Origin of the sequence: Streptomyces tsukubensis, from assembly GCF_003932715.1 — a bacterium.
Classification (GTDB): Bacteria; Actinomycetota; Actinomycetes; order Streptomycetales; family Streptomycetaceae; genus Streptomyces; species Streptomyces tsukubensis.
The window spans coordinates 1,783,232-1,807,186 of sequence record NZ_CP020700.1 but is presented as its reverse complement, the minus strand read 5'-3'; the positions used below and the strand labels follow the sequence as shown (position 1 = coordinate 1,807,186).

The 23,955-nt window shown below is 73.2% G+C and carries 25 protein-coding genes; 13 read left to right on the top strand and 12 right to left on the bottom strand.

Annotation, left to right across the window (positions count from 1 at the left end; genetic code table 11):
* Nucleotides 1-121: 121 nt before the first annotated feature.
* Nucleotides 122-865, top strand: a complete 744-nt coding sequence (locus B7R87_RS06600) for a vWA domain-containing protein (RefSeq protein ID WP_006349855.1) — start codon at nt 122-124, stop codon at nt 863-865.
* A gap of 58 nt (nt 866-923) precedes the next feature.
* On the opposite strand, the gene B7R87_RS06595 is transcribed toward B7R87_RS06600, so the two are convergent.
* Nucleotides 924-1,214 carry a hypothetical protein gene (locus B7R87_RS06595; protein WP_006349856.1) on the bottom strand — a complete coding sequence of 97 codons (291 nt, stop codon included), beginning with the start codon at nt 1,212-1,214 and terminating at the stop codon, nt 924-926.
* 166 nt (nt 1,215-1,380) lie between these two features.
* On the opposite strand from B7R87_RS06595, the gene B7R87_RS06590 reads away from it, so the two are divergent.
* Nucleotides 1,381-1,872, top strand: coding sequence for a pyridoxamine 5'-phosphate oxidase family protein (locus B7R87_RS06590; RefSeq protein WP_040916599.1), 492 nt, complete (start codon nt 1,381-1,383; stop codon nt 1,870-1,872).
* A 31-nt stretch (nt 1,873-1,903) separates the two neighbouring features.
* Here the strand turns inward: B7R87_RS06590 and B7R87_RS06585 are convergent, their stop codons facing one another.
* Nucleotides 1,904-2,896: an acyl-CoA dehydrogenase family protein gene (locus B7R87_RS06585; protein ID WP_130584543.1), complete on the bottom strand. Its 993-nt coding sequence runs from the start codon at nt 2,894-2,896 to the stop codon at nt 1,904-1,906.
* Nucleotides 2,896-4,038 (bottom strand): acyl-CoA dehydrogenase family protein, encoded by a 1,143-nt coding sequence (locus B7R87_RS06580; protein ID WP_006349860.1) that lies wholly within the window; start codon nt 4,036-4,038, stop codon nt 2,896-2,898. The genes B7R87_RS06585 and B7R87_RS06580 overlap by 1 nt, the downstream gene beginning before the upstream one ends.
* A 102-nt stretch (nt 4,039-4,140) precedes the next feature.
* Here B7R87_RS06580 and B7R87_RS06575 point away from each other — a divergent pair, with 102 nt between their 5' ends.
* The 3 genes from B7R87_RS06575 to B7R87_RS06565 all read left to right on the top strand — a co-directional run bounded on the left by B7R87_RS06575 (nt 4,141) and on the right by B7R87_RS06565 (nt 7,003).
* On the top strand, nt 4,141-4,926 hold the full coding sequence (locus tag B7R87_RS06575) for an SDR family oxidoreductase (RefSeq protein WP_040916603.1): 786 nt from the start codon (nt 4,141-4,143) through the stop codon (nt 4,924-4,926).
* Between the two features lie 236 nt (nt 4,927-5,162).
* Nucleotides 5,163-5,825: a TetR/AcrR family transcriptional regulator gene (locus B7R87_RS06570; RefSeq protein ID WP_006349862.1), complete on the top strand. Its 663-nt coding sequence runs from the start codon at nt 5,163-5,165 to the stop codon at nt 5,823-5,825.
* A gap of 20 nt (nt 5,826-5,845) precedes the next feature.
* The gene (locus tag B7R87_RS06565) at nt 5,846-7,003 is read left to right on the top strand and encodes an acetyl-CoA C-acetyltransferase (RefSeq protein WP_006349863.1); all 1,158 of its coding nucleotides are present in this window, start codon (nt 5,846-5,848) and stop codon (nt 7,001-7,003) included.
* 92 nt (nt 7,004-7,095) lie between these two features.
* Here B7R87_RS06565 and B7R87_RS06560 read toward each other — a convergent pair whose 3' ends face one another.
* Genes B7R87_RS06560 through B7R87_RS06535 form a run of 6 tightly spaced genes read right to left on the bottom strand, consistent with a single transcriptional unit; the run spans nt 7,096 to nt 11,163 of the window.
* Entirely contained in the window at nt 7,096-7,365 is a 270-nt protein-coding gene (locus B7R87_RS06560; RefSeq protein WP_006349864.1) for a type II toxin-antitoxin system RelE family toxin, read from the bottom strand.
* A complete protein-coding gene (locus tag B7R87_RS06555) occupies nt 7,362-7,643 on the bottom strand; it encodes a type II toxin-antitoxin system Phd/YefM family antitoxin (RefSeq protein WP_006349865.1) in 282 nt (93 codons plus the stop codon). Before B7R87_RS06555 ends, B7R87_RS06560 begins: the two co-directional genes overlap by 4 nt.
* Before the next feature lie 40 nt (nt 7,644-7,683).
* A complete protein-coding gene (locus tag B7R87_RS06550) occupies nt 7,684-8,733 on the bottom strand; it encodes an NAD(P)H-dependent flavin oxidoreductase (RefSeq protein ID WP_040916605.1) in 1,050 nt (349 codons plus the stop codon).
* A gap of 14 nt (nt 8,734-8,747) precedes the next feature.
* Nucleotides 8,748-9,500, bottom strand: coding sequence for a CoA-transferase subunit beta (locus tag B7R87_RS06545; protein ID WP_006349867.1), 753 nt, complete (start codon nt 9,498-9,500; stop codon nt 8,748-8,750).
* Nucleotides 9,497-10,339: a CoA transferase subunit A gene (locus B7R87_RS06540; RefSeq protein WP_006349868.1), complete on the bottom strand. Its 843-nt coding sequence runs from the start codon at nt 10,337-10,339 to the stop codon at nt 9,497-9,499. The genes B7R87_RS06545 and B7R87_RS06540 overlap by 4 nt, the downstream gene beginning before the upstream one ends.
* Complete coding sequence (locus B7R87_RS06535) at nt 10,336-11,163, bottom strand: enoyl-CoA hydratase family protein (protein WP_006349869.1); 828 nt, start codon at nt 11,161-11,163, stop codon at nt 10,336-10,338. The genes B7R87_RS06540 and B7R87_RS06535 overlap by 4 nt, the downstream gene beginning before the upstream one ends.
* Before the next feature lie 54 nt (nt 11,164-11,217).
* On the opposite strand from B7R87_RS06535, the gene B7R87_RS06530 reads away from it, so the two are divergent.
* Both B7R87_RS06530 and B7R87_RS06525 read left to right on the top strand, forming a co-directional pair.
* Nucleotides 11,218-11,994 (top strand): SDR family oxidoreductase, encoded by a 777-nt coding sequence (locus B7R87_RS06530; RefSeq protein WP_006349870.1) that lies wholly within the window; start codon nt 11,218-11,220, stop codon nt 11,992-11,994.
* Nucleotides 11,991-12,872: an SDR family oxidoreductase gene (locus tag B7R87_RS06525; RefSeq protein WP_006349871.1), complete on the top strand. Its 882-nt coding sequence runs from the start codon at nt 11,991-11,993 to the stop codon at nt 12,870-12,872. The genes B7R87_RS06530 and B7R87_RS06525 overlap by 4 nt, the downstream gene beginning before the upstream one ends.
* Before the next feature lie 55 nt (nt 12,873-12,927).
* On the opposite strand, the gene B7R87_RS06520 is transcribed toward B7R87_RS06525, so the two are convergent.
* Both B7R87_RS06520 and B7R87_RS06515 read right to left on the bottom strand, forming a co-directional pair.
* Nucleotides 12,928-13,656: an ankyrin repeat domain-containing protein gene (locus tag B7R87_RS06520; RefSeq protein WP_006349872.1), complete on the bottom strand. Its 729-nt coding sequence runs from the start codon at nt 13,654-13,656 to the stop codon at nt 12,928-12,930.
* 23 nt (nt 13,657-13,679) lie between these two features.
* Nucleotides 13,680-14,597, bottom strand: coding sequence for a hypothetical protein (locus B7R87_RS06515; RefSeq protein WP_006349873.1), 918 nt, complete (start codon nt 14,595-14,597; stop codon nt 13,680-13,682).
* Nucleotides 14,598-14,935: 338 nt separating this feature from the next.
* Here B7R87_RS06515 and B7R87_RS06510 point away from each other — a divergent pair, with 338 nt between their 5' ends.
* Nucleotides 14,936-15,694, top strand: coding sequence for a S1 family peptidase (locus tag B7R87_RS06510; RefSeq protein ID WP_006349874.1), 759 nt, complete (start codon nt 14,936-14,938; stop codon nt 15,692-15,694).
* A 148-nt stretch (nt 15,695-15,842) separates the two neighbouring features.
* Entirely contained in the window at nt 15,843-16,175 is a 333-nt protein-coding gene (locus tag B7R87_RS06505) for a chorismate mutase (RefSeq protein WP_006349875.1), read from the top strand.
* A 133-nt stretch (nt 16,176-16,308) separates the two neighbouring features.
* Here the strand turns inward: B7R87_RS06505 and B7R87_RS06500 are convergent, their stop codons facing one another.
* Nucleotides 16,309-16,626: a hypothetical protein gene (locus tag B7R87_RS06500; protein ID WP_006349876.1), complete on the bottom strand. Its 318-nt coding sequence runs from the start codon at nt 16,624-16,626 to the stop codon at nt 16,309-16,311.
* A gap of 390 nt (nt 16,627-17,016) precedes the next feature.
* On the opposite strand from B7R87_RS06500, the gene pepN reads away from it, so the two are divergent.
* From pepN to pyk, 4 genes are all read left to right on the top strand, one after another.
* Entirely contained in the window at nt 17,017-19,596 is a 2,580-nt protein-coding gene (gene pepN, locus B7R87_RS06495; RefSeq protein ID WP_130584542.1) for an aminopeptidase N, read from the top strand.
* A gap of 529 nt (nt 19,597-20,125) precedes the next feature.
* The gene (locus B7R87_RS06490) at nt 20,126-21,514 is read left to right on the top strand and encodes a lysine N(6)-hydroxylase/L-ornithine N(5)-oxygenase family protein (protein ID WP_006349878.1); all 1,389 of its coding nucleotides are present in this window, start codon (nt 20,126-20,128) and stop codon (nt 21,512-21,514) included.
* Nucleotides 21,515-21,639: 125 nt separating this feature from the next.
* Nucleotides 21,640-22,347 (top strand): SIMPL domain-containing protein, encoded by a 708-nt coding sequence (locus B7R87_RS06485; RefSeq protein WP_006349879.1) that lies wholly within the window; start codon nt 21,640-21,642, stop codon nt 22,345-22,347.
* A gap of 156 nt (nt 22,348-22,503) precedes the next feature.
* Nucleotides 22,504-23,934 carry a pyruvate kinase gene (gene pyk, locus B7R87_RS06480; RefSeq protein WP_006349880.1) on the top strand — a complete coding sequence of 477 codons (1,431 nt, stop codon included), beginning with the start codon at nt 22,504-22,506 and terminating at the stop codon, nt 23,932-23,934.
* Nucleotides 23,935-23,955: the final 21 nt, after the last annotated feature.

Here is a 23,955-nt window from a genome sequence, read left to right as displayed (position 1 = left end):
TAATCTCGGCATACGAGGCGATCTGCCGATCATGCGTCCGCCGGAGCCGTGCCGCCGTGCTCCTGGTGCTGCTCGCGTGTGTTTCGGCGCACCGCCGGACCGAGGGAACGGAGCCGTGTGCATGGCCGTTTGGCGTACCGCCGGGGGACCGGCGATCAGTCTGCGGAAGGTCGAGGAGCAGGCCCCGGAGCTGGTCGACCTCTACAAGTCGGCCGGGGTCTCCCTGCACCGGCACGGTCTGGGCGGACTGCGGGCCGCCGTCTATCTCGTCCTCGACTACTCCGGTTCGATGAAGGACTACTACCGGGACGGCAGTGTGCAGGCCCTGGCCGACCGGGTGCTCGGCCTCTCCGTCAACCTCGACGACGACGGCCGGGTGCCGACCGTCTTCTTCTCCACCGATATCGACGCCGTCACGGATATCGCCCTCGGCGACCACCACGGGCGGGTGGCGAAGATCGTCGCCGGGCTCGGCCATATGGGAAAGACTAGCTATCACCTGGCGATGGACGCCGTCATCGACCACTACATCGACAGCGGGGCCGTCGACCCGGCGCTGGTGATCTTCCAGACCGACGGCGGCCCGATCAACAAGCTCGCCGCCGAACGCTATCTCTGCAAATCCTCGAAGCTGCCGCTGTTCTGGCAGTTCATCGGCTTCGGGAACACCCACAGCAGACAGTTCGACTTCCTCCGCAAACTCGACGAACTGCCCGTCCCGGAGAAGCGGGTGGTGGACAACGCCGGTTTCTTCCACGCCGGTGAGGACCCGCGGCGGGTGCCGGACAGTGAACTGTACGACCGGATGGTGGGCGAGTTCCCCCGCTGGCTGGCGGCCGCGCGGGCACAGGGCATCATCCAGTAGGAGCCGTCTCCTCCCGTCCCGGCCGTCGGGTCAGTCGGGGGATTCCGCGGACCGGATCTCAGGACCCGTCGGGAATCCAGTAGCGGTACACCTCCGCGACGGTCGGCGGCGCGGGGGTCACGCCCCAGCCGAACCGCTCCGCCACCGGCATCATCTTCGCGCCGAAGGCATCCATCGCCGCCTGGGACTCCCACAGGTCGTAGATGTCGAGCCCGTTCTCGCCGACGGCGCACACATGGGCCAGACAGCCCGCGAAGGTGTCGCCCGGCAGCTCTTGCAGCGCGGAGTTCAGCTCGTCGTACTGCGCGGCCGTCACACCCGGCAGCGCGGCATGCATGAAGATCGCCATCAGGGCCTCCCTCGGCGGCGGGCCCTGCCTCCCCGTCGCCACGGCGGCGGCCTGCTGCCCACCACACCCAGCACAGCACGCCCGCGGCGGAGAGCGCATCCGCATCCGTCCGGCCCCTCGGAAAGTCGGACAGAAGCTGTCCGGATTACCTGGTGGAGTGGAGGCCATGAACTCCATGAACACCGGCACCACCTCCTGGGCGGACTTCCGGACCGCCGAACCCGCACTCGCCGACGCCGTACGCCGCCGCTTCGAGGAGCACACCCACCACGTTCTCGCCACGCTCCGCAGGGACGGTTCACCCCGGGTGAGCGGACTGGAGATCACGTTCCTGGGCGGCGAGGTCTACCTCGGCATGATGCCCGGCTCGTGGAAGGCGAAGGACCTTCTGCGCGACCCCCGGTTCTCGCTGCACGCCAACCCGGGCACCGTGGAGTCGATGGCCGACGGCGATGCCAGGATCTCCGGCCGGGCGGTCGAGGTCACCGCGGGCGCGGAGTTCGACCGCTTCCGCGAGGCGGCCGGACCGCCGCCGGGGGAGTTCCACCTCTTCCGGGCGGACCTCGGGGAGGCCGTACGGACCAGGGTCGACGGCGCGGAACTGGTGGTGGAATCCTGGCGTCCGGGCGCCCCGGCGACGACACGCCGCCGCAGCTGAAGAAGCCCCTCGCGAGCGCCCGGCGCGGGCGTCAGCCGTCCGGCGACGCCGTCAGCACGGCGTCCCGGCACTGCGCCGGAGTGCCCCAGGCGTCGCGCAGCGGGCGGGCCCGGCGGAGCCAGAGCGCCAGGTCGAACTCCTCCGTGTAGCCGATCGCGCCGTGGAGCTGGAGCGCCGTACGGGCCGCCGCGTAACCCGCCCTGCCCGCCGCCGCCTTCGCCGCCGCGATATCCCGGACATCCCGTGTCACGGCCGCGCCGAACACCAGCGGCCGGGCGAACTCCAGCCCGATCAGGGTGTCCGCGAGCCGGTGCTTGACCGCCTGGAAGCCGCCCACCGGGGCGCCGAACTGCACCCGCTGTCGCACATGGCCGACCGTACGGTCCAGCAGCGCCTGCCCCGTGCCCAGGCACTGCGCCGCCGTCAGCAGCCGGGCCAGCTGCCCGGCCCGTAACCCCGCGGCCACCGCGGCGGGCCCCCGGGCCAGCACCTCGCCCCCGGTGTCCGGCAGCGCGAGCCGCCGGACCGGATCGGTGGAGACCCGGACCGGCCCGTGCCCCGGTGCGATCCGTACCTCCGCGGCCGCCGGATCCACGACGATCACCGTCTCCGCCACGTCCGCGTCCAGTGCGTACGGCCCCCCGCCCGGGGCCACCAGTGTTGCGAGCGCCTCCCCGCGCACCAGCCCCGGCAGCAGGTCCGCCGCCTTCCGCCGCCCGGGGGCCAGCCCGGCCAGCAGCGACGCCGCGGCCACCGTCTCCACCACGGGCCCGGGCACCGCATGCCGCCCCAGCTCCACCAGGGCCACGGCGAGTTCCACCGGGAGCCGGCCCGTCCCCTCGTACTCCTCCGGCACCGCCAGCGCCACCAGCCCCGCGTCCGCCACCCGGGCCAGCAGCGCCCGCCCCGGCGCCGGATCCCCCTCCGCCCAGGCCCTGGCCGCCGACGGCACGTCCGCCGCGGTCAGCAGCGCGTCGAGCGACCTGCCGAACGCCCGCTGCTCCTCCTCCAGCGCGAAATGCATCAGCGGCGTCCTTTCGGCAGGCCGAGGAGTTTCTCGGCGACGATGTCCCGCTGTATCTCGTTCGTGCCCGCGTAGATCGGTCCGGCGAGCGCGAACACATGCCCCTCGGCCCACTCCGTGTCCGCGAACTCGCCCTCCCCGCCCAGCAGGTCGAGCGCCGTCTCGTGCAGCGCGATGTCGTACTCCGACCAGAAGACCTTGTTCAGACTGGACTCGGCGCCGAGCCGCCCGCCGGCCGCGCACCGGGCCGCCGCCTCCCAGGTGAACAGCTGGTACGCCCGCGCCCCGATCACGGCGTCCGCGACCCGGTCCCGCAGCGCGCCCTCCGGCGAACCCGCCGCCTGCCACTGCCGTACGAGACGCTCCGCCGCGGCCAGGAAACGGCCCGGGGAGCGCAGGGTCAGCCCCCGTTCGTTCCCCGTCGCCGACATCGCGATCCGCCAGCCCTGCCCCGGCTCCCCGATCACGTCCTCGTCGGGGACGAACACCTCGTCCAGGAAGATCTCCGCGAACGCGGGCTTCCCGTCGAGCCGCCCCACGGGCCGCACCGTCACCCCCGGCGCCTCCAGACCGAACATCAGATACGTCAGCCCGTCGTGCGGGCGCGCCGCGTCCGGATCGCTGCGGAACACCCCGAACGCCCGGTCCGCGAACGCCGCCCGCGACGACCAGGTCTTCTGCCCGGTCAGCAGCCAGCCGCCGGAGGTGCGGACCGCCCGCGAGCGCAACGCCGCCAGATCGGAGCCCGCCTCCGGCTCCGACCAGGCCTGGGCCCAGACGGTTTCGCCGCGGGCCATCGGCGGCAGGATCCGGGCCCGCTGCTCCTCGGTGCCGTGGTCCATCAGGGTGGGCGCGAGCAGGGCGATGCCGTTCTGCGACACCCGCCCGGGGGCGCCCGCCGACCAGTACTCCTCCTCGAAGGCCAGCCAGCGGACCAGATCGGCGTCCCGGCCGCCGTAGCGGGCGGGCCAGTCCACCGCGGACCAGCGGCCGGCCGCCAGCTCCGCCTCCCATGCGCGGTGCGCGGCAAAACCCTCCCGGGTCTCCAGCGACGGCAGGGGTGCCCGGGGTACATGCGCCGAGAGCCACTGCCGGGCCTCGGCCCTGAAGGCGGTCTCCTCCGGGGAGTGGTGCAGGTCCATCGGCACACCCATCCTTCCCTAACAAGTGTTTGGTAGGTTAACGTGCTTCGGGTGGAGAGCGACAGGGAGACCGGGAGCGGCGAGCGGGCCGGCCGGGGTCCGCTGGGCGAGCCGCCCGCCTATGTGCCGGGCCACGGTCTGCTCCGGGGCCGTACGGCACTGGTCACCGCCGCGGCCGGGGCCGGGATCGGCGGCGCCACCGCCCGCCGGTTTCTGGAGGAGGGGGCGAAGGTCCTGCTCAGCGATGCCCACCGGCGGCGGCTCGCGGAGTCCCGGGCCGCGCTCGCGGACGAGTTCGGCGCGGACGCGGTGGCCGCGCAGCCCTGCGACGTCACCGACGAGGAGCAGGTACGGGCGCTCTTCGCCCGGGTCGCCGAGGAGCACGGCGGCCCGGACGTGGTCGTCAACAATGCCGGGCTCGGCGGCACCGCGGCCCTCGTCGACATGGCCGACGAGCAGTGGGACCGGGTGCTCGACACCACTCTGAACGGCACCTTCCGGTGCACCCGCGCCGCCCTGCGGGCCTTCCGCGACAGCGGCCGTGGCGGAGTGATCGTCAACAATGCCTCGGTCCTCGGCTGGCGCGCCCAGACCGGGCAGGCCCACTACGCGGCGGCGAAGGCCGGGGTGATGGCCCTGACCCGGTGTGCGGCGCTGGAGGCCGCGGCGTACGGAGTCCGGGTCAACGCGGTCGCGCCCAGCCTCGCCATGCATCCCCATCTGGTGAAGGCGACCTCGGCCGAGCTGCTGGCGGAGCTGGTGGAGCGCGAGGCGTTCGGCCGGTACGCCGAGCCGTGGGAGGTCGCGAATGTGATCGTCTTCCTGGCGGGGGACTACTCGTCCTATATGACGGGCGAGATCGTCCCGGTCAGCAGCAGACGGGCGTGAGCGGTGACGGCCGGGGGTGGACGGTACGGGGGAGTGGGCAACCGGAGGCGGACAATGAAGGTGTGCCGAAGACGAGCAGAGCGAACACCCCGGACGCAACGACCGGAACCACCGGACCGGCAGGACCGAGCGGAGCACCAAAAACAACAAAGACAACAAAAACAACAGGAACATCAGGAACGGAGAGACCGGACGGGACCTCCGGCTCGTCAGGGTCGTCCGGAACGAAGGGCCCGGTGGCGAAGTCCCGGGTGAACGCCGCCCCGGAACGCCGCCGTGAACTGCTCGACGTCGCCGCCGAGGTCTTCGCGGCCCACGGCTACAACGCCACCACCGTCCGCCGTATCGCCGACGAGGCGGGCATGCTCGCGGGCAGCCTCTACTACCACTTCGACTCCAAGGAGTCGATGCTCGACGAGATCCTCTCGGCCTTCCTGAACGAGCTGTGGGCCGGCTACGACGCCGTACTGGCCGCCGGGCTCGGCCCCCGCGAGACCGTCGAGGCCCTCGTCACCGAGTCCTTCCGCGAGATCGACCGGCACCGCGCCGCCGTCGCGATCTACCAGAAGGAGTCCCCGCATCTGGCGGGCCAGCCGCGCTTCGGCTATCTCGACGAGTCGCGGCGCCGGTTCGAGGAGCTGTGGACGGGGACCTTGGAGCGCGGCGTCGCCGCCGGTGTGTTCCGCGCCGACCTCGACACCGGGCTGGCGTACCGCTTTCTGCGCGACACGGTCTGGGTCGCCGCGTCCTGGTACCGGCCGGACGGGCGGTACGGACCCGAGGAGATCGCCCGGCAGTTCCTGTCGATGGTGCTGGACGGAATCGCCGTGAGCACCGGAACCGTCGGCACCGATACCGCCGGTACCGGAACCGGCACACCGAGTCCGCGGCCCCGTTAGCCGCGAGAGGGAGGACCGAGATGGCCGAGGCCTATGTCGTCGAAGCGGTACGCACCCCCGTGGGCAGGCGCCGCGGGGCACTGGCCGCGGTCCATCCCGCGGACCTCGGCGCCCATGTCCTGACGGCCCTGGTCGAACGCTCCGGCATCGACCCGGCGGCCGTCGACGACGTCGTCTTCGGCTGTCTGGACACCGTCGGCCCGCAGGCCGGGAACATCGCCCGGACGGCCTGGCTGGCCGCCGGACTGCCGGAGGAGGTGCCGGGCGTCACCGTCGACCGCCAGTGCGGCTCCTCCCAGCAGGCGCTGCACTTCGCGGCCCAGGCGGTCCTCTCCGGCACCCAGGACCTGGTCGTCGCGGGCGGGGTGCAGAACATGTCCATGGTCCCGATCGCCTTCGCGTCCCGGCAAGCCGCCGGTCCCCTCGGACTCACCGAAGGCCCCTTCGCGGGCAGCGCGGGCTGGCGGGCCCGCTACGGCGACGCGCCCGTCGACCAGTTCCACGGCGCCGAACTGATCGCCCGCCGCTGGCACATCACCCGCCGCGACCAGGAGGAGTACGCGCTCCGCTCCCACCGGCGGGCGGTCCGGGCGATCGACGAGGGCCGGTTCGCCCGCGAGACCGTGCCGTACGGCGAGCTGACCACCGACGAGGGCCCGCGCCGCGACACCACCGCGGAGAAGATGGCGGCCCTGGCCCCCGTGGTCGAGGGCGGCACGATCACCGCCGCCTGCTCCTCCCAGATCTCCGACGCGGCGGCGGCCCTGCTGCTGGCGAGCGAACGCGCGGTCCACGACCACGGCCTGACCCCGCGCGCCCGCGTCCACCACCTCTCGGTCCGCGGCGACGACCCGATCCGGATGCTCGCCGCCCCGATCCCGGCCACCGCGTACGCCCTGAAGAAGACCGGCCTCTCCCTCGACGACATCGACCTGGTCGAGATCAACGAGGCCTTCGCACCGGTCGTCCTGGCCTGGCTGAAGGAGACCGGCGCGGATCCGGCCCGGGTCAACGTCAACGGCGGGGCGATAGCCCTGGGCCACCCCCTGGGCGCGACCGGCGCCCGGCTGATGACCACCCTCCTCCATGAACTGGAACGCACGGGCGGCCGCTTCGGCCTCCAGACGATGTGCGAGGGCGGCGGACTGGCGAACGTCACGATCATCGAACGGCTGTGAGCGGCGACCGCACCGACGCCGGCTGAGGACAGCGGTCAACGACCACCGGACGTCGGCGCGGGCGTCCCGGCCGTGGTCAGCGGGGCCCGCACTCAGAGGGTCCGGTACACATCGCGCCGATGGCCCACCTTGACCAGGAGAACGATGAGTTCACCGTCGTCCACGGTGTAGGCGATGCGGTAGTCGCCGACCCGCAGCCGGTAGAGGCTGTCGTGCCCCGAGAGCTTCTTGATGTCGGCGTCCTCGCGCCGAGGGTCGTCGCCGAGGGGCGTCAGCGCGGTGAGAATGCGCATGGCGTCGTACTGCGGAATCGCTTTGAGCTGCCGCCTGGCCGCGGCGGTGAACCGGAACGCGTACTTCACGCGGCGTCGGTCCTTCCGGCCGGTTCCCCGTCCCGTTCGCCGAAGACATCGGCGAGTACCTCGGCCATCGAACTCGTCGGCTCGTCGAGGTGCCGGAGGGCCTCGCGCGCGAGCAGCTCGTCCGCTGCGTCCTCCAGCGCGCTGTACTCGTCCAGGGGCACCACCGCGGCGACGGGCCTGCCGTTGCGCGTGATCACGGTGGCCTCGCCGGACTCGGCCCGGTTCAGGATCTCGGGGAGCCTGGCGCGGGTCTCCCGCATGCTGAGGTGATCGGTCATGGCCTCAGTGTACGCGGATCCGTGTACACCGTCCCGGGGATCAGACCTCCCCCGCCAGCCCCCGCACCACCCCCGCCGCCTCTCCCATCACCCGTTCCATCAGCTCCGCGCAGCTCGGGAGATCGTCGATCACGCCCGTGACCTGGCCCGCCGCCATCACTCCCAGATCCGTACGGCCCTCCACCATCGCCGCCCGCAGCAGCATCGGGGTGTTCGCGGCCATCAGCACCTGGCTCCAGGACAGCTCCCGGCCGTGGCGCAGCGCCAGGCCGTCGTGGAGCAGGGCCCGCCACGAGAGCCCCGACAGGCGCCGGAAGGACGCCGCGTGGCGGGCCGCGCGGGCCAGGGTCCGGGCGCGGCCGTGGCGTTCCAGCGCATCCACCAGCTCCGTGCGGAGCATCCGGTGCGGCAGCCCGTCCACCGCCCGGGTGACCGTCACGTCCTGGACTCCCGCCGCCAGATACCGCCCCTTCACGGCATCCGGCACCGTCGAGTCCGACGTCAGCAGGAACCGGGTGCCCATCGCGATCCCGGCCGCGCCCAGCGCCAGCGCCGCCACCAGCCCCCGGCCGTCGCGGAAGCCCCCGGCGCCGACCACCGGGATCCCCACCGCGTCCACGACCTGCGGCAGCAGCACCGTCGTGGCGACCTCCCCGGTGTGGCCGCCGCCCTCGCCGCCCTGCACGATCACCGCGTCCGCGCCCCACGCCGCGACCTTCTCGGCATGCCGGCGCGCCCCCACCGAAGGGATCACGACCACGCCCGCGTCCTTCAGTTCGGCGATCAGCTCCCGCGACGGCGCCAGGGCGAACGAGGCGACCCGTACCCCCTCGTCGACGACGATCCGCACCCGCTCCCGGGCGTCCGCCGCGTCCGCGCGGAGATTCACCCCGAACGGCGCCTCCGTACGCGACCGCACCTCCCGGACGGCCGACCGCAGCGCGGCGGGCGACATCGTGGCCGAGCCCAGGATCCCCAGAGCGCCCGCGTTCGCGGCGGCCGACACCAGCCTCGGCCCGGCGACCCAGCCCATACCGGTCTGGACAACGGGATACCGGACCCCGGTGAGCCGGGTGAACGCCGTCTCCATGACCACCGCCCCCGTCATCCGCCCGGTACCTCCCGCTCCCGCAGCCCCTCGGGGTCCAGCCGCTCCCGGATCAGCCGCAGCTCCCCGGCCGTGGGCTCCCGCGTCTCCGGAACACCACCTTCCGGTACGGCCGGAGGGAAGCCGGTCGCCTCCCGCACCCGCTCCACCGTCACCCCGGGGTGCACCGAAACCAGCCGCATCGACCGGTCCGGGGTCGCGAAGTCGAAGACCCCCAGATCGGTGACGACCCGGTCGATCCGGTGGTAGCGGGTCGCGCTCGGCCCGGCCGCCGCGGCCCGGTCGTAGCCCACCCCGCACACCAGGTCGACCCGCTCCACGAACACCCGCCGGGAATGCCGCGGCACCCAGTAGCTGACGGGATGGTTGAGGGTGTTCACCGGCGCCCCGCGCACCCCCAGCAACTGCCGGTCCGGGCGCTCCCACGGGCCGATGCAGGAGATGTTCTGGTTGCCGTGCCGGTCGAGCTGACTCGCGCCCATCATCACGTGCCGCCGCCCGCCCGTGACCATCGTCAGATGCCTGCGGTACGGCAGCCAGCCCTCGGCCGCCCCGTCGGGTCCGACGAGCAGCGCCTCACCGTCCGTCAGCAGCAGGTCCGGGGCGAAGGTGAGCCGGGCCAGCCGGGCCCCGAGGGAGGGGATCAGCCCCATCGGGGCGGCCAGCACCTCCCCGGCGCCCCGCCACGCCTCCGCACAGGCGACCACGCAGTACTCGGCCCGGGTCACCGCCGCCGTACCGCCGCTCATCGCGTCTCCTCCCGCCACGCCTCGACAGCCGACCGGTACGCCTGCTCGTCCCCGCCCAGGAACCGTCCGGCGAACTCCTCCCACGGCGTGCTCGCGTACATCCGAAGAAACGCCTCGTCCCGCCCGTAGCCGGGGGCGCACGAGGTGAAGTGCGCGCCGTTCGGTGCCTCGACCACGCCGGTCACCGCGTGCCGGGAGACCAGCAGCCGCTGCGCCGGTACGTCCCCGAAGCCGTCGACGAGCCGTTCGCAGGAGACGTACGCCGTGTCGGCCGCCTCGCAGAACAGATCGTCGAAGTACGGATCGGGGCCCAGATAGCAGGCGTTGCCCCGCCGGTCGGCGCGGTCGAGGTGGACCAGCGCCGCGTCCATCCGCAGCGCGGGCATCGCCACGAACTCCTCCCCGTCCCCGTACGGCGAACGGACCGTCCGCAGCTCCGGATCGACCCGCATGACATCCGAGCCGAGCCCGGCCCGTACCGGCAGGAACGGCAGCCGGTTGGCCGCGGCCGTCAGCCCCCACAGGAACATCGCCTCGTCGATCTCGCTCAGGGCGAAGGCGCCGCGCTCACGGGCGGCCCGGTAGTGGGGTTCGAGGGGCACCGAGTCCAGGGTGACGAACGCGGTCACCAGCTTCCGGATCCGGCCCGCGGCGGCCAGCAGACCGATATCGGGACCGCCGTACGAGACCACCGTCAGATCGGTCACCTCCGACCGCAGCAGCGCCCGGACCAGCGCCATCGGCTTGCGGCGCGCGCCCCAGCCGCCGATCCCGACCGTCATCCCGCTGCGCAGCCCGCCGATCGCCTCGTCGGCCGACATCACCTTCCCGCCGCTCATGCCTCACCGTCCTGGCCGAGGCCTTGGCCCGAGGCGCGGCCGGAGCCCCGGCCGAAGGTGCTGCGGACCCGGTCACCGGCCCCGCCGAGCGCCGCCTCGAAGGTGAACCCCTGCTCGAAGCGGTAGCTGCGCCGGACGTCGACGGGGTCGATACCGTTGATCGCGGCCTTGGCGAGCCGGATCAGGGTGCCGTCCTTACGGGCGATGTCCACCGCCAGTTCCAGCGCCGCGGCGGCCAGTTCCGCGCGCGGGACGACCCGCCACACCGAACCGTGGCCGTGCAGCTCCCCGGCGGTGACCGTGGCCGAGGTGTAGTACAGGGCGCGCATCAGATGGGGCGGCACCAGCCGGGCCAGATGCGTCGCGGCCCCGAGGGCGCCGCGGTCCAGCTCCGGCAGCCCGAAGACGGCGTCGTCGGCGGCGACGATCGCGTCCGCGTTGCCGACGAGCCCGATCCCGCCGCCCAGACAGAAGCCGCCGACCGCCGCGACCACCGGCACCTCGCACTCGTACACCGCCGCGAAGGCCTCGGCGCAGGCCCGGTTGGCGCCCAGCAGCGCCGTCCGGGGCCCGCTGCGTCCTCCGGGACCGTCGGGGCCTCCGTCGCGCTGGAGCTCCTTGATGTCGACGCCCGCGTTGAAACCGCGGCCCTCGGCGGCCAGCACCACACAGCGCACATCCGGATCGGCCCCGGCGGCACGGACCGCGCGGGCCAGGTCGTACCAGCCCTGTACGGGCAGGGCGTTGACGGGCGGATAGGCCGCCGTGACGACGCGGACCCCGGCCGCCGGGTCCGAGGCCGGGTCCGTGGTGGAGACACCCATGACAGGATCAGCTACCTTTCCACCAAACGTTTGTTAGGTGGAAGGTAGCAGCGGATGGAGCCGGACGGGAGAGTCACGGTCGTCACCGGCGGCACCCGGGGGGTGGGCGCGGGCATCGCCCGGGCGTTCCTGGCAGCGGGCGGGACGGTCGTCGTCTGCGCCCGGCGGCCCCCCGCCACCCCGGTGGACGGCGCGGTCTACCTCCCCCTCGACCTGCGGGACACGGACGCGGTGGGGGAGTTCTTCACCGGGGTCGTCCGCCGGTACGGACGCCTCGACTGCCTGGTCAACAACGCGGGCGGAACGCCCTACCGGCCGCTCGCGGACGGGGGAGCGGCCCGGCACGCCCGGGTCCTCGCCCTCAATCTGACGGCGCCGCTGACCGCGAGCATCGCGGCGTACGAGCATCTGCGGGCCGCCCGCGGTTCGGTGCTGATGATCGGCAGCGTGAGCGGGGACCGGCCGTCGCCGGGCTCGGCCGCCTACGGCGCCGCGAAGGCGGGGCTGGCGAGCCTGGCCCGGTCGATGGCGGTCGAATGGGCGCCGGAGGTACGGGTGAACACCCTGGTCGTCGGCGCGGTCAGAACCGAACTCGCCGCCCGCCACTACGGCGACGAGCAGGGCGTCGCGGCCGTGGGGCGCACGGTCCCGCTGGGACGGCTCGCGGAACCGGCCGACGTGGGCGACGCGGCCGTGTTCCTGGCCTCGGACCGGGCGGCGTACATCAGCGGGGCGTCCCTGCACGTCCACGGCGGCGGGGAGCGCCCGGCGTTCCTCGCCGCCGCCACGGTGAACCGGACCTCCGGCCCGGAGAGGGGAGAAGCGGGATGACGGGTATCTGCGCGGACCGGGTCGTGGTGGTGACCGGCGCCGGCCGGGGACTGGGCCGGGCCCACGCCGTCGCCTTCGCCGCCGAAGGGGCGAAGGTCGTGGTCAACGACCTGGGCGCGGGCCCCGACGGCGCGGGCGCTTCGGCGGGCCCGGCGGCCGATGTGGTCGCGGAGATCCGCGCGGGCGGCGGCGAAGCGGTCCCCCACGGCGGCGACATCACCACCGCGGCGGGCGCCGCCTCACTGATCTCCACCGCACTCGACACCTACGGACGGCTCGACACCCTGGTCAACAACGCGGGCTTCGTACGGGACCGGATGCTGGTCAATCTGACCGAGGACGACTTCGACGCGGTGGTACGGGTCCACCTCAAGGGCCATTTCCTGCCACTGCGCGCCGCGGCGGCCCACTGGCGCGCCGAGGCCAAGGCGGGCCGGCCCGCCGAGGCGCGGGTGGTCAACACCACCTCGGGCGCGGGCCTGCTGGGCAGCGTGGGCCAGGCGAACTACGCCGCGGCCAAGGCGGGCATCGTCGGCCTCACCCTGGTCGCGGCGGCGGAACTGGCCCGCTACGGCGTCCTGGTGAACGCGATCGCCCCCGCCGCCCGCACCCGGATGACGGAGCACGTCTTCGCGGATCTCGCCGCCCTCCCGGAGGACGTGGCGCCGCTGGTGGTCTGGCTGGGCTCGGCGGAGAGCGCGGGCGTCACGGGCCGGGTCATCGAGGCGGAGGCGGGCCGGCTGACGGTGATGCAGGGCTGGCGGCCGGGCCCCACCGCCGACTCCCCGGCCCGCCGCACGCCCCGGGCGACGGGCCGGGCCGTACGCGAACTGCTGTCGCGTGCGCAGGAGCCGGGGGCGGTGTACGGGGCGGGCTGAGGCCGCGCCGCGAGGTGGCCCGGGGAGCCCGCGGCCCCCTCAACCCGCAGCCCCTTCAGTCCTCGGCCGTTCGGTCCGCGGCTTCCAGCAGCGCGGCGATCTCCGCATGGCCCGTCCCGCACTCGTCGCTCGCGACGAGGTTGCCGTTCCGGAGGAGTTCGACGACGACCGTCACACCGTCGTCTCCCGGCACCCGCCGGGTCCTGGTGGCGAGGGGTTCGTCGTACCGTGCGAGGAGCGCAGCGCGCAGCTCGGCCTCCGGATCGCGGTCCCGGCGGGCGCGGGCCTCGGCGAGGGCCGCGGTACGGCCGGGGGCGGCCCGGTCCAGCAGCGCGCGTACGGTGCCGACCGAACCGCGGATCGCCGCGGCGACCAGGGGGAGGGTGCCGTCGGGGGCGGGCAGCGACGGATCGGCGCCGTGCTCCAGCAGGATCCGTACCACCGGCACATGGCCGTTGCGGACCGCCCAGGCCAGCGGAGTCCAGCCGTCCGACTCGCGCCCGTCCGGCCGGGCACCCGCCGCCAGCAGGGCCAGGACCACCTCCGTACCACCGTGAACGGCGGCCCCGCACAACGGCAGCGCGCCGTCGCCGCCCGGTCGCTCCGGATCGGCGCCCGCCGCCAGCAGCGGACGGACGAGGCGTACGTCACCGAGCAGGACGGCCGCCAGATACAGCGCGGTCGTGCCCTCCTCGTCGGAGGAATCCGCGGGCGCCCCCGCCGCCAGCAGCCCGGCGACCGCGTCCGCATCGCCCTCGTACACCGCCGTGAGCAGTTCCGTCATACGCCGAGGTTAGGAGAGGGGCCTCAGGTCTCGCATTCGAGAATCGTGCGGCAGAGCCCGCAGCGGGCCCTGACCCGCCCCCGGACCGGGAGACGGATCCGCTGGTGGCAGGTGGGGCAGGGGAAGGAGACCCGCATTCCGCCGTCCGGCCCGTGCTCGAAGGCGTAGGCGCCCGATCCCGGGGCCCCGGCCGACGGATGCTCGCGCGCGTACCGCCGGTCGCGGGCATAGCGGTGGCGGCCGGTCCAGCCCGCGGCGGTGAGCGGCGGTCTGTTGGCGTCGCGCCGGGCCCGGTCACGGCCGCGGGTGTACGCGGTGTACCCCTGCGGGGAGGTGAACCACGGCGACGGGTCCTCGTCGAAGACCAGCGCCCGCTTGGCGAGGACGTAGCCGAACTCCTCCGGGGTGAGATAGCCGAGCTTCTGCCGGGAGACCGCGTCCTCGCGGAACGCGTCCAGCAGCAGCCAGCCCGCGCCCAGATACGTGGTCACGGTGTCCGTGAGGATCTCGTTGTCGCCGGTGCCGGGGAAGGACAGGCCCAGCCGGTGCAGCAGGACATGGGTGACCTCGTGGGCCAGGGCCGCCCCGATGTCCCGGCGGTGGGTCCGGAAGCGGTTGTTCAGCTCGATGAAGTACTCCGGGCCCGCGGTGAGTTCGACGCTCGCCGCGTACTCCATCTCCCGGAAGCCGACGATCATCCGGGCGTCCGGCAGCTTCAGATGCCGGACCAGCGCCCGGGCGATCCGCTGGGTCCCCAGATGGAGGTCGTCGGCGTCGGCGAAGGCGACATCGGCCGGGAGGACGCTGGGGGCGTAGCGGCCCAGTGCTTCGGGGGAGAGCCTGCGGTGCAGGGCGGTGATCGCCGCGCGCACGGTGTCGAGGTGCGGGAATCCATGAACGACCGGGCCGCCGTCCCTGCTGCCCACTCCGTCCTTCGCCACCACGTTCCCTACCCCTCGTGCGACGTCGGGACGCCCGCAATCCACTGTACGGCGCGGCTTCCGGGGGCGCCCCGGGATCCGGCGGCCGGCTGTCCGGACTCCGCCGGTCGTATCCCGGCCATGGCCCGGCCGTACCCCGGTGCCCCGTGCATCCCGGCCACCCGGCCCGGCCGCACCCTGGCCACTGGCCGGAAACCGCTCCTTGTGGCGTCCGGTGAGCCCTGTCCATAATCCGGTCAGGTCTTGTCGGGACCATGACATGTCTGGCGCTTCGGTGCCGGTCCCGGCAGGGCACTTCCCCTGGCTACCCCCCCACGAAAGGCTGTCCCTTGAAGCTCATGCGTACGCTCAAGAGAGTCGTTGCAGCCGCCACCGTCGCCCTCGCGGCCCTCAGCCTCCAGCCCGCGTCCGCCTTCGCCGCGCCCCCGCCCGTCGTCGGCGGCGTCCGGGCCGCCCAGGGCGAGTTCCCCTTCATGGTCCGGCTCTCCATGGGCTGCGGCGGCTCCCTGATCACCCAGCAGATCGTGCTGACCGCCGCGCACTGCGTCGGCCCCACCGGGAACAACACCAGCATCACCGCCACCGCGGGCGTCGTGGACCTCCAGAGCCCCAGCGCGGTGAAGGTCCGCTCCACCAAGATCTACCGGGCCCCGGGCTACAACGGCACGGGCAAGGACTGGGCCCTGGTCAAGCTCGCCCAGCCGATCAACCTGCCCCTCCTGAAGATCGCCGAGTCCACCGCGTACAACAGCGGCACCTTCCAGGTCGCCGGCTGGGGCGCGGCCCGCGAGGGCGGCGCGCAGCAGCGCTATCTGCTCAAGGCCCAGGTCCCGTTCGTCTCCGACGCCTCGTGCCGCCAGGCCTACCCCGGTCTCGTGGACTCCGAGGAGATCTGCGCCGGGCTGCCCCAGGGCGGCGTCGACACCTGCCAGGGCGACTCCGGCGGTCCCATGTTCCGCCGCGACAACGCCAACGAGTGGGTCCAGGTCGGCATCGTGAGCTGGGGCGAGGGCTGCGCCCGGCCGGGTCTGCCGGGGGTCTACGCGGAGGTGTCGACCTTCGCCGCCCAGATCAAGGCCGCGGCGGCGACGCTGTAGCGACCGGGGTACGGCTACGGGGCGGGCGGCGGCCTTCCGGGGTCCCGCCCGCCCCTCCCGTACACCCCGTCCCCCCGCCCGGGGCCTTCCGTCCGCACCCTGAACGCCCCGGGCCGCCCCCGTCCGGCCCCGCGTAAGCTCGACGACCATGACCACCAGCGACATCGACGAGAACGTCCGGGCCGAACTGGACCGCCTGCGGGGCAGCATCGACAATATCGACGCGGCCGTGGTCCATATGCTTGCCGAACGGTTCAAATGCACCCAGCAGGTCGGCCATCTCAAGGCCCGCCACCAGCTGCCCCCGGCCGACCCGGCCCGTGAGGCCCGCCAGATCCAGCGCCTCCGCGAACTCGCCGAATCGGCGAAACTGGACCCGGCCTTCGCCGAGAAGCTGCTGAACTTCATCATTGCCGAGGTCATCCGCCACCACGAGCAGATCGCGGGTGATTCCCCGGCCGACGGCACCGCCGTCGAGTGAAGATTCCGAGGTGAACTCCGGGGAAACAAGGACGCCTCGGACCTGTATCGGGCACATTTCCTTTTCCGTCGATTTCCGGTGATCGTGAATGGGGCCCCGGACCGCCACGGTCCGGGGCCTTTCGGCTCGGGGCTCAGTGGTTGACGAAGCCCCAGTAGCGGCCGTTGTAGTAGGTGCAGTAGCCCTCGGTCGCCGGAGTGACTTCGATATTGCGGGCAACCCCCCGGACGCACTCCGCGTTCGATGTGTACGACGACAGACAGCGGAAGCCCGGCGCCGCCGCGGGTGCCCCGTTCGGACAGGACAGAATCCCCACGTCCGGCAACGCCGCCGGGGCGACCTGGGCCACCGGGGCCGCCTGGACCGGCGCTGCCTGCGCCGGAACGGCCAGTGCGCCGAAGGCGACCAGGGCTCCGACACCTGCGCCTGCGAGCAGCCTGCGAACAACCATGCTGGTTCTCCTTTTCGGGGACGAGTGCAATCCGTTGTCACGGTCGAACGGTGCCGGGCTTTTCCCGGCCGGCGATGACCTACCCGAGGCATCGGTGCTTCAGGCTTATCCCCGCATTCCGCGTTCGCGGTCGGAACGCTCGGGCGTGCTCCCCGCCGATGAATACGGCCGGACGCGTATTACGGCGGGATAAGCCGAGTAATGCCGTCCTGCATACAACAGCAAACGGCGATTTCACGCCATAGAGCCCCTGGGGCCGCGGAGTCGCAGCCCCCGGCCGCACCCCGCACCGCCCCCGGCCGCCCCCGAAGCGCACTCCCGGGCCCGTGCGCTCAGAGCGCAACACCCACCCCGTGTGCGAACCGCCCCCCATCAGGCAGCATGGCCTCCATGCCCGTACTGACGCGTGACGAAGCCCGGAACCGAGCCCGCCTCCTCGATGTCCACCACTACACGATCGGTCTCGACCTGACCGCGCGTGCCGCCGCACCCGGCACCGGACAGGAGCCGGGAACGGGCGGCGGGGGCACGGCGGGCACCGCGGAGGAGGAGCTCTTCGGGTCGCGGACCGTCATACGGTTCACCACCAGGACCGCCGGGGACACCTTCGTCGAGCTGAAGCCGGCCGCCCTGCGCTCCATCACCCTCGACGGGGAGCCGCTCGACCCGACGGCCCTCGACGGCAACCGCTATCCGCTGCCCGGACTCGCCGCCGGAGAGCACGAGCTGGCCGTCGAGGCCGATATGCGCTACTCCCGCACCGGCGAGGGCATGCACCGCTTCACCGACCCCGGTGACGGCGAGACGTACGTCTACACCCAGCTCTTCATGGACGACGTCCAGCGCGTCTTCGCCGCCTTCGACCAGCCCGACCTCAAGGCCGTGTTCGAGGTGACCGTCACCGCCCCCGAACGCTGGACCGTCCTCGGCAACGGCATCGCCACCCACCAGGGCGACGGCGTCTGGACCTGCACCCCCACCCCGCCGATCTCCACCTACCTCGTCGCCGTCGCCGCCGGACCCTGGCACTCGGTACGCACCGAGCACGCCGGTCTCCCCTTCGGCCTGCACTGCCGCCGCTCCCTCGCCGAGCACCTCGACACCGACACCGACGAACTCTTCGAGATCACGCGCCAGTGCTACGACCGCTACCACGAGAAGTTCGAGGAGCCGTACCCCTTCGACTCGTACGACCAGGCCTTCGTCCCCGAGTTCAACGCGGGCGCGATGGAGAACCCCGGTCTGGTCACCTTCCGCGACGAGTTCGTCTTCCGCTCCGCCGTCACCGACACCGAGCGGCAGACCCGGGCCATGGTCGTCGCCCATGAGATGGCGCATATGTGGTTCGGCGACCTGGTGACCCTCACCTGGTGGGACGACATCTGGCTCAACGAGTCCTTCGCCGAGTACATGGGCTACCAGACCCTCACCGAAGCCACCCGCTTCACCGACACCTGGACCGACTTCGCGGCCAACCGCAAGCGCTGGGGGTACGAGGCCGACCAGCGGCCCACCACCCACCCCGTCGCCCCCGACGCCGAGGCCGTCCCCGACACCGCCTCCGCGCTGCTCAACTTCGACGGCATCTCCTACGCCAAGGGCGCCTCCGCCCTGCGCCAGCTCGTGGCCTGGATGGGCGAGAAGGACTTCCTCGCCGGGATCAACCTCCACTTCGCCCGGCACCGCTTCGGCAACGCCACCCTCGCCGACTTCATCGACTCCCTCGCCCGCGCCACCGAGCGCGACGTGCACGCCTGGGCCGAATCCTGGCTGCGCACCAGCGGCGTCGACACCCTACGGCCCGCCGTCACCGACGAGAGCGGCAGCTGGACCCTGGGCATCACCCGCGACGGCAGCCGCCCCCACCGCGTCGCGGTCGCCGCGTACGACACCGACCCCGTCGACCCGGCCCGGCTCGTCCTCCGCGACCGCTTCGACACCGACGTCCCCGCGGGCGACACCCCCGACGGGCCCAGGACCGGCCGCCGGCCCTCCCTCGTCGTCCTCAACGAGAACGACACCACCTACGCCAAGGTCCGCTTCGACTCCGTCTCCTGGGAGACCGTCCGGACCTCGCTGTCCTGTCTGCCCTCCCCGCTGACCCGCGCCGTCGTCTGGAACGCCGCCCGCGACATGGTCCGCGACGGAGAGCTGGCGCCCGCCGCCTATCTGGAGACCGCCCGCGCCCATCTGCCGCGCGAGAGCGACCTCGCCGTCGTCCAGAGCGTCCTCGCCTTCTGCCGTACGGAGATCGCCGACCGGCTGCTGCCCGAGGCCGAACGGCCCGCCGCGCTCGCCACGATCCGGGCGGTCTGCCGCGACATCCTCCGCCGCACCGAGGACGGCAGCGCCGCCGGACTCCGCCTGATCGCCGTCCGGCAGATCATCGACGCCACCTCCCAGCCCGAGACCATCCGGGAATGGCTGAGCGACGACTCCGTCACCGGCGGCCCCGAACTGGACCCCGAACTGCGCTGGCGGATCCTGCACCGGCTCGCCGTACTCGGCGCCGTCGACGACACGGCGATCGCGGCCGAACTGGCCGCCGACCCCGGAGCCACCGGCCGGGAGGGCGCCGCCCGCTGCCGCGCCGCTCTGCCGACCGCCGAGGCCAAGGCCGCCGCCTGGGACCTCCTCTTCGGCTCCGACACCCTCTCGAACTACCTGTTCACCGCGGTCGCCCAGGGCTTCTGGCACCCGGAGCAGGACGCGCTGGTACGGGAGTACGTCCCCCGCTTCTTCACCGACGTCATCGGGCTGGCCGCCCGCCGCGGCCCCGCCCTGGCCGCCGCCGCGGGACGCCACGCCTTCCCCGCGCACGCCGTGTCCGGGGAGACCCTCGCCCTCGGCGAGGCCGCACTCGCCGATCCTGAGGTGACCCCGGCTCTCCGCCGAGGCCTTGCCGACCGGCTCGACGACCTCGGCCGTGCGCTGACGGTCCGCGCCGCCACGGAGGGAGCCGCGGTCTGACCCCGATCCGCGATCGGGCCCGGGCGGGGTGGTCCTTCCGGTCCGCGATCGGGCCCGGGCGGGGTGGTCCTTCCGGTCCGCGATCGGGCCCGGGCGGGGTGGTCCTTCCGGTCCGTGATCGGGCCCGGGCGGGGTGGTCCTTCCGGTCCGCGATCGGGCCCGGGCCGGGTGGCCCTCCCTGGCTGCGGTCCGGCCCCGGGGCGAGTTGCCCCGGGCCGCGGTCCGCCCCCCGGGCCGGGGCCCCGAGCCGCGCTTCCGGACCCGGGGCCGGGTGCCACCCCGGCACTGCGCCGCAAGGCGCTGCCGTGCGCCCCGGCAACCAGTCGGCCTCCCCGTCGTTGAGCACGGCGGTGCCCCCGGCCCGGGGGCACCGCCGACGGGCCCGAGGAGCAGCGCCACGGCCGTGCCGTACGAGCCGGAGCGGCCGGACGCGCCGGGGGACGGCCCCGGCCCAGGACCCCTTCCTCGACCTCCGCGGCACTCCGCGCGATCGGACCGCACCGATCGCCCTCGTGGAAGGCAGGCCCCGATGACCGGCACGCCCGCACCCGACCAGCCAGGCGCACTCGACCTCGTGGGCATCGGCATCGGCCCCGCCAACCTCTCCCTCGCGGCTCTCGCCGACGGCGTACCCGGCGGTCTGGACACCGCCTTCTACGAGCAGAGACCCCACTTCGGCCGGCCCGGCGGGCCGCCCGTCGAGGACGCCGCGCTCCGGGTGCCGTTCCTCGCCGATCTGGTCACCCTTGCCGACCCGGCCAGCCCGTGGAGCTTCCTCCGCTTCCTCCGCTCCCGCGACCGGCTCTTCCCCTTCTGCGCGGCGGAGCGGTTCCGCATCGACCGCGCCGAGTACGACGCCTACTGCCGCTGGGTCGCCGAAGCGCTGCCCGGTCTCCACTTCGGCCACCAGGTCGACGCCGTCCGCTGGAACCCCGAACACCAACTCTTCGAGATCGACTTCACCCGGACCGGCGCCGACGGGCAGACCACCGCCCCCGGCCGTACCCGCGCCCGCTCCGTGGCCGTCGGCATCGGCACCGAACCGTACGTCCCCGAAACGCTGCGCCCGCTCGCCGACACCCCGACCGTCCCCGTCGTCCACTCCGCCGACTACCTCCGCCACCGCGACACGCTCCTCGCCGCCGGACACATCACGGTCGTCGGCTCGGGACAGTCCGGCGCCGAGGTCTTCCTCGACCTGCTCAGAACCCGCCCCGAGGGCCGGGAAGGGCTCCACTGGATCACCAGGACCGAGGCCTTCGCACCGAGAGAGCACTCCGGACTCGGCCTCGAACACCTCACCCCCGACTACACCCGCTACTTCCACGCCCTGCCCCAGGACGTCCGCGACGGACCGGCACCCCGCAGGCGGCAGCGGCACCAGGGCATCGACGCGGCCACCCTGGCCGCCGTCCACGACGAGCTGTACCGCCGCTCCCTGCACGGCGGCTGGCCGGACGCCGTGCTCACCCCCGGTGTCCGGGTCCGCACCGCGGGCCGGGTCGCCACCACCCGCGTCGAACTCCATCTGGAACACGTCCAGCAGGGCACCCGCTCCCGGCTCACCACCGACGCCGTCGTCCTCGCCACCGGCTACCGGGAGCGGCCCCTCGCCCGGGTGCTGACCGGGCTCGACCCCTATCTGCGGCGGGACGCCGCGGGCCGGCCCCGGATCGACGAGGACTTCCGGCTGCTCCTCGACCCGTCGGTGACCGGGACCGTGTTCGTGCAGAGCGCCGACGCGGCGGGACCCGGACCGGCCGCCTGGCGCAGCGCGAGCATCCTCAACACCCTCACCGGCCGCGAGCCCTACCGGCTGCCGCACCGGACCGCGTTCACCGGCTTCGGCCTGGAACCGCGCGATGCGCCCCGGATCCCCGGACAGGACCGGCGGCTGACGCCCCTGGCCCAGATCTGACCCCGTCCGACCCCGCACGCGCCCCTTCCCTTTCCGCGGGCGGCGGTTTCCCGGGCCGGATGGGAGAGTTGGGAGCACGCCGTCCGGAGCGCGCCCCCGCGCGCCGTACCGAAGGAGCCCGCCCCATGACCGAGGTGTCCCCCGTACCGTTCCAGCCGTACGGCACCCCTCAGACCCCCCGGGTCGCCGTCTGCGGCGAGGCCCGGCTGGAGGTCGATCCCGAGATCGCCCGGATCACCGTCGTGGTCAGGGCCCGCGGCGCCGACCGGCGCGGTGCCCTGGACGATCTGACCCGGCGCAACCAGGCCGCACTGGACCTGCTGCGGTCCTACGGGGAGTCGGTGGAGAAGCTGGAGACCGGGATGCTCTCCATCACCCCCGAGCTGTCCCGGCGGGGCCGGGGCGACGGGGTCAGGACGTACCACGGTGTCGTGCACATCAACGCCGTTGTGGCCGACTTCACCGTTCTCGGGGAGCTGACCGGCCGGCTCGGCGATCTGGAGCTGACCGCCGTCAGCGGCCTCTGGTGGGAGCTGCGGCCGGATTCCCCCGCGCACGGCGCGGCCCGGCGGCAGGCGGTACTGGAAGCGGTCAAGCGGGCCCGGGAGTACGCCGAGGCGCTCGACGCGCGGCCGGTCGCCCTGGTCGAGCTGGCCGACGAGGGAGCGGGCTCGGTGCATCCGTACGACGTCTCCATCGCCTCCGCGGGCCGCTCCGGCGGTGCGGGGTACGCGCTCGCGGAGGCCGCCCCCGAACTGGACCTCGAACCCCGTCGCCAGACCGTCCACGCCCAGGTGAACGCCCGGTTCGTGATCACCCCGCCCGCCCTCTAGCCGACCGCTGCCCGGCCGCCGCGAGCCCCCGCCGACCGCTCATCGGAGCAGCCCCTCGCACACTTCTCCTACTGTCAATACCCTTTAACGCAGAAGTTGTTGAGGAGTCATCCGGACGTCCGTCGCTACCCATCGGTACGGCGTAGGGTCGGGCCCATGCGCCGAGCAAAGATCGTTTGTACCCTGGGCCCAGCGACCGATTCCTACGAGGGGATCAAGGCCCTGGTCGAGGCCGGAATGGATGTGGCCCGCCTCAACCTCAGCCACGGTTCGTACGCCGAGCACGAGGAGCGTTACCGCCACGTCCGCAAGGCGTCCGACGAGACCGGGCGCAGCGTCGGGGTCCTGGTCGACCTCCAGGGGCCGAAGATCCGTCTCGGCCGGTTCCGTGAGGGACCCGTACTGCTCGAACGCGGCGATCTGTTCACCATCACCGTCGAGGAGACCGAGGGCGACCGCCATCTCTGCGGCACCACCTACTCCGGACTGGCCGGCGACGTCACCCCCGGCGAGCGCATCCTCGTCGACGACGGCAAGGTCGCCCTGGAGGTCACCTCCGTCGACGGCCCGCATGTCCGCACCACCGTCGTCGAGGGCGGCATGGTCTCCGACAACAAGGGGCTCAACCTCCCCGGGGTCGCGGTCTCCGTGCCCGCGCTCTCCGGGAAGGACATCGACGACCTGCGCTGGGCGCTGCGCACCGGAGCCGATGTGATCGCCCTGTCGTTCGTCCGCAGCGGCCGGGACATCGAGGACGTCCACCGCATCATGGACGAGGAGGGCCGCCGCCTTCCGGTGATCGCCAAGGTCGAGAAGCCGCAGGCGGTCGAGAACATCGAGGAGATCGTGGCCGCCTTCGACGGCATCATGGTGGCCCGCGGCGACCTGGGTGTGGAAATGCCCCTGGAGCAGGTCCCGATCGTCCAGAAGCGCGCGGTCAAACTGGCAAAGCGGAACGCCAAGCCGGTGATCGTCGCCACCCAGATGCTGGACTCGATGATCGACAACTCCCGGCCCACCCGCGCCGAGGCCTCCGATGTGGCCAACGCCGTCATCGACGGCACGGACGCCGTGATGCTGTCCGGCGAGACCAGCGTCGGCAAGTACGCGGTGGAGACGGTCCGTACGATGAGCCGTATCGTCGCGGCGGCCGAGGAAGACGTCCTCGCCCAGGGCCTGCCCCCGCTGACCGAGCGGAACAAGCCCCGGACCCAGGGCGGTGCGGTGGCCCGCGCGGCGGCCGAGACGGGCGACTTCCTCGGAGCGAAGTTCCTGGTCGCGTTCACCCAGTCCGGAGACACCGCCCGCCGGTTGTCGCGCTACCGCTCACCGATCCCGCTGCTCGCCTTCACGCCCGACCCGGCGACCCGCTCCCAGCTCAACCTGACCTGGGGGGTGGAGACCTTCCTCGGACCGCAGGTCGACTCCACCGACGCGATGGTGGCCCAGGTCGACGAGGAGCTGCTGAAGATCGGCCGCTGCCGGCCCGGCGACACCGTGGTGATCACGGCGGGGTCCCCGCCCGGGGTGTCCGGCTCCACCAACCTGGTCCGGGTGCACCGGATCGGTGAGTCCGAGACCGTCTGACCGGCCCCGGGGGCGCCCGCC